3 protein-coding genes and 1 pseudogene are annotated in these 3895 nt (G+C 75.7%); 2 read left to right on the plus strand and 2 right to left on the minus strand.

Translation table 11 applies throughout. From position 1 onward, the window contains the following. Nucleotides 1–1222 (plus strand): cupin domain-containing protein (locus tag AB0J68_RS28750; protein ID WP_363941608.1); only part of this gene is annotated, 1222 nt, incomplete at its 5' end. A gap of 159 nt (nt 1223–1381) precedes the next feature. Here AB0J68_RS28750 and AB0J68_RS28755 read toward each other — a convergent pair. Together AB0J68_RS28755 and AB0J68_RS28760 are read right to left on the minus strand one after the other, a co-directional pair. Next, entirely contained in the window at nt 1382–2044 is a 663-nt protein-coding gene (locus tag AB0J68_RS28755) for a hypothetical protein (RefSeq protein ID WP_354860340.1), read from the minus strand. Continuing rightward, a pseudogene (locus AB0J68_RS28760) lies at nt 2041–3786 on the minus strand (FtsK/SpoIIIE domain-containing protein); the annotation flags it as partial. The pseudogene AB0J68_RS28760 and the gene AB0J68_RS28755, both read right to left, overlap by 4 nt. On the opposite strand from AB0J68_RS28760, the gene AB0J68_RS28765 reads away from it, so the two are divergent. After that, nucleotides 3755–3895, plus strand: a 141-nt coding sequence (locus AB0J68_RS28765) for an ATP-dependent helicase C-terminal domain-containing protein (RefSeq protein WP_363941611.1), incomplete at its 3' end; no start/stop codon positions are given. The pseudogene AB0J68_RS28760 and the gene AB0J68_RS28765 sit on opposite strands and share 32 nt — an antisense overlap.

Here is a 3895-nt window from a genome sequence, read left to right on the forward strand (position 1 = left end):
GGGCGCCACCGCCGCGCTGGCCCGCTGTGTCTCGGTCGAGCCGGCCAAGTTCGCCGCCGCGCACTGGGGGCACACCCCGCTGCTGTCCCGCGCCGCCGAGCTGCCCGACCCGGCCGGCTTCACCGACCTGTTCAGCCCCGCCGACGCCGACGAGCTGCTCAGCCGGCGCGGTCTGCGTACCCCGTTCCTGCGGGTCGCCAAGGACGGCCAGCTCGTCCCGGCGGCGCGGTGGACCGGCGGCGGCGGCGCCGGCGCGGAGATCGGCGACCAGGTCCTCGACGAGCGGGTTCTGGAGCAGTACGCCGCCGGCGCCACCCTGGTCCTGCAGGGCCTGCACCGGATCTGGCCGCCCCTGGTCGACTTCGCCCGCGACCTGGGCCTCGCGCTGAACCAGCCGCTGCAGATCAACGCCTACCTCACCCCCGCGGGCAGCCAGGGCTTCGCCACCCACTACGACACCCACGACGTCTTCGTGCTCCAGGTCGACGGCCGCAAGCACTGGCGGATCCACCCGCCGGTGCTGCCCGACCCGCTGGAGAAGCAGCCGTGGGGCGGCCGCGCCGACGAGGTTTCCGCCACCGCGCAGGGCCCCGCCGCGCTGGACGTGGTGCTCGCCCCCGGCGACGCCCTCTACCTGCCCCGCGGCTGGCTGCACAGCGCGCAGGCCCAGGACGCCAGCTCCCTGCACCTGACCGTGGGCATCCGCGCGCTGACGCGCTATGCCCTGGTCGAAGAGTTGCTCGCGCTGGCCGCCGAGGACCAGCGGCTGCGTGCCAGCCTGCCGTTCGGCACCGACGTGGCCGACCCCGACGCCATCGAGCCGGAGCTGACCGAGACGGTGGAGGCGCTGCGGGACTGGCTGCTGCGCGCCGACCCGGCCGCCGTCGCGGCGCGACTGCGCCACCGCGCCTGGCCGGCCGCCCGACCGGCGCCGATCCGGCCGCTCGCCCAGGCCGGCGCCGTGGCCACGCTGGACGCCGACTCCCGGCTCACCCTGCGTCCGGGCCTGCGCTGGCAGCTCGTGCCGCACGGGTCGGACCAGGTGGCGCTGCGCCTGTTCGACCGCACCATCACCCTGCCGGCGGACTGCGAGCCGGCGGCCCGCGCCCTGCTGGGCGGGACGGTCACCCGCGTCGGTGACCTGCCCGGTCTGCCCGACGACGCCGACCGGGTCACCCTGGCCCGCCGCCTACTGCGCGAGGCCGTCCTGATCCCGGCCTGACTGAGTCCCACCCCCGGCCTGCCGGGCCGATGTGGCTGACGAGCGGTATACCTCAGAGGCATAAATATGACTCTGAGGTATACCGCTCACCACCGCATTCGCCTCGACGGACGTGACCGACAGTGACCGCCGCCAGCGGGCCCCAGTCGTCGGCTCAGCTCAGCGGCCGAGCACCAGCAGCAGCGCGGTGGCCACCAAGCCGGCGCCGAGCACCACGGTGATCGGGCGCGGGCCGAGCAGCGCGTGCCGGCGGTCGGCCAGCACCCGCGCCGGCACGAGACCGATCAACGGCCCGAGCAGGGTCACCACCAGCGCCAGCACCGGCATCCCGACCGCCAGGTCCCCGCCGTACCCGACGCCGAGCGCCCGCGCGCCGGAGCCCAGCGCGTACGCCACGACCGCGCCGGCCACCCCGCAGAGCGCCAGCAGCGGGTTGACCGAGCTCGGCAGCTCACCGGGCTGCCCGGCCCGGTCGAGCAGGTCCCGGGCCCGGCCGAGCAGCAGCACCGGCTCGCCGGCCGCACTGCCGTTGGTTGGCGCGGGCGGCGCACCGAGACGGCGGGCGCCGAGGCGGGCCCGCACCTGCTGCCACAGGTGCGCCACCTCGGCGTCGACGCGTTCCTGCTCCTCGCGGGCCGCCACCAACTCCTCCTCGGCGCGGCGCACCTGGTCGGCGGCGTCGGCGACGGCCCGCTCGGCCGCCGCGCACTGCCGCTCGTACCACGTGTGCGCCTCGGCGCGCTGCTCGCGTACCCGGGCGCTCAGCTCGGCCAGTCGCCGCAGCTGCGCCGTGTAGGTGTCACTGGTCACCGGTTGGTTCATCGCGACGGTCCATAGGGGATGAGCACCTGGCCGGTGCGGTGCACCGCCCGGTCGAAGAAGAGCCCGCGCCACGGCCGGGGATACCAGTCCGGGCCGCCTGTGCCCGGATAGAGCGAGGCGCCCAACTCGCCGCCGTGCGCGTCCAGCGCCACCCAGGCGCCGATCTGGTCGGTGCGGGCGGCCGGGCCGCCCAGGTCCGCGCGCATCCGCGCCACGCCCCGCCACCAGGCCAGCACGTGGGTGCGCCGCTCCGGTCCGTCGTGCAGGATGCGGCGCAGCTGCTCCAGGCCGGTGCGCCGACCCGTGCGCGCGGCGAGGGCGCCGGCGGCCGCGTCGACCGCGAACAGCAGCAGGTAGTGCGGGCTGCCGGGGCCGGACAGCCCGTCGGCCGTCTCGGTCATCAACTCGCCGACGGTCTCCTCGTCGTACCAGGAGGCGTCGTCGGCCAGGTCGTCGTAGAGCGCGCGGGCGATCGGATCGGCGTCCGGGTCGAGGCAGGCGATGGAGAACCGGGCGGTGCCCGGCGGGTGTTGGCGGGCCAGCGACCGGGCGGCCGAGTCGAGCACCGCGCACGCCTCGTCCACCCGCGTGCCCAGCACCGCCAGGTTGCGCCCGGGTGCGCGCGGCAGCCGCAGCGCCGCCGAGCGGGACTGCACGTCGATGATCTCGCCGAGCAGGGCCACCGGGTTGCGCGGCGCGCGGCCGTCCGGCGGCGCGGCGAGCGCCCGGAAGTCCGGGGCCTCGTCCAGCCGGGGGATCGCGTCACCGTCGAAGAGTCGGGCCGGCGCGGCGTCCGGCGGGCGCATCCGCCATAGCCGGTGTTGCAGGCCGCTCCACGTCTCCCAGTCGCTTGCCGACGAGATCCGCGCGACCTCGTTGCCCTCCACCATGCCGGACTCGGCGTTGACCACCGCGTGCCAGCGGGGCAGCGACTGCGCCGCGTCGTTGCGCTCGGCCAGGATCCGCAACGCCTTCGGCAGCGCGATCCGCAACGTGAACTGGGCGACCAGCGCCGGGCGGCCCCACAGCGCCTCGATGCCCCGCACGTCCTGCGAGGCGAGCACCAGGTGGATGCCCTGCGACCGGCCGCGGCGGGCCAGGTCCTCCAGCAGGTCGGCGGCCTCCCGCGCGACCACGTCCCGGCCGGCCAGCAGCATCTGGAACTCGTCGACCACTGCGACGATCCGGGGCCAGTGCCCGGTCGGGTCGACCGCGCGCAGCTCGGCCAGCTTGGTCACCTCGTGCTTCTTGGCGGCGTCGGCGCGGCGACGCAGCTCCTCGGTGAGGAACCGCAGCAGCGCCAACCCGAACTCCCGGTCGGTGTTGACGTTGATGCCGACCAGACGCATGTGCGGCAGCCAGCTCGGGTCACGCCGGCCCTGCGCGAACCGGGCGAAGGACACCCCCTCCTTGAAGTCCAGCAGATAGAACTCCAGCTCGGCGGGGGAGTAGCGGGCGGCGAGGGCGCCGATCCACGCGAAGATCAGGTTGGTCTTGCCGGTGCCGGACGGTCCGCCGATCAGCGCGTGCGGTGGATAGTCGCCCAGGGTCAGGCGCACCGGTCGGCCCTGCGGCCCCTCGCCGATCGGGGCGGTCAGGCCGCTGGCCGAGTCCTCCCGCCACATCTGCTCCGGTGGGGGCAGCAGGTCGGCGAACGGGGTCGGCGGCGGGCCCGCGTTGACCTGGGCCGCGATCTCCCGGCAGGTCTCGGTGACCAGCGTCGCCGGTGGCGGCGGGTCCAGCCGGACCGACAGGCCGGACGGGCCGCCGATCCGATGGCGTACCGGCTATCCGCAGGTCCGCTCGGAGCTGCGCGGTCGCTATCCCCGACATCCGTGGCCGGAGGACCCG

Source organism: Micromonospora sp. NPDC049580, from assembly GCF_040675595.1.
Classification (GTDB): Bacteria; Actinomycetota; Actinomycetes; order Mycobacteriales; family Micromonosporaceae; genus Micromonospora.